This window comes from Spiroplasma sp. DGKH1, assembly GCF_040940205.1.
Classification (GTDB): Bacteria; Bacillota_I; Bacilli_A; order Mycoplasmatales; family Mycoplasmataceae; genus Spiroplasma.
In genome coordinates, this window is sequence record NZ_JASTWG010000019.1 from 1 (window position 1) to 606 (window position 606).

Consider the following 606-nt stretch of genomic DNA (forward strand, 5'->3'; position numbering starts at 1 on the left):
GCTGGCTGGCGCTGACCTCCACGCTCTGCTTGGCCTCCAGGCGGATGTCGTTCTTCTGCGCCTGCAGCAGCATCGGCCCCTGGTGGGTGATCTGGCGCAGCTCGCCGCCCTGGGCGACCAGGCCGATGTCGCTGCCGGCGTTGATCATCCAGCGCGCGAACCCTCAGCTCTACAACCTGATCACCAATGGCATCCTGCAGGCGCGGATCGACTACGACCGCTCGAAAGGGACTTGCAGAGCGATCGCCGAGAAGATGGCCGACATCGCTGGCGAGCAGACCGGCTGGGGGAAAATCGCTGAAGGCCAGGCCCTGGGCGCCACGCTGGCCTCTGGCGGGAAAGACGCCGTATCCGCCCTCGAAGTAGTGGAGAAGAAGGGCGGCAACGATGGCGTAACCTGGGTCGGTGGAGACAAGGCCGGCGGCTCCGGCCAGAAGCCCATTCGCATCGTCAACGACGTGACCCGGGCGGGCTACAACCTGTTGACCAGCCGCTCGGTGAAAGACTCATCGAGCGTGCCTTCCGCCAGTTGTAACAACGGCCTGGTCTGCAACACCTGGTCCTCCCCCCAAGAAGCCGCTGCATTCGCCACCCGGGTACTGGGGG

2 pseudogenes are annotated in these 606 nt (G+C 65.5%); one reads left to right on the plus strand and one right to left on the minus strand.

What is annotated here, in order from left to right:
• Positions 1-154: pseudogene (locus QPK10_RS06720) on the minus strand (DUF2345 domain-containing protein); the annotation flags it as partial.
• Here QPK10_RS06720 and QPK10_RS06725 point away from each other — a divergent pair.
• Positions 126-606 (plus strand): annotated as a pseudogene (locus QPK10_RS06725) (integrating conjugative element protein); the annotation flags it as partial. The pseudogenes QPK10_RS06720 and QPK10_RS06725 sit on opposite strands and share 29 nt — an antisense overlap.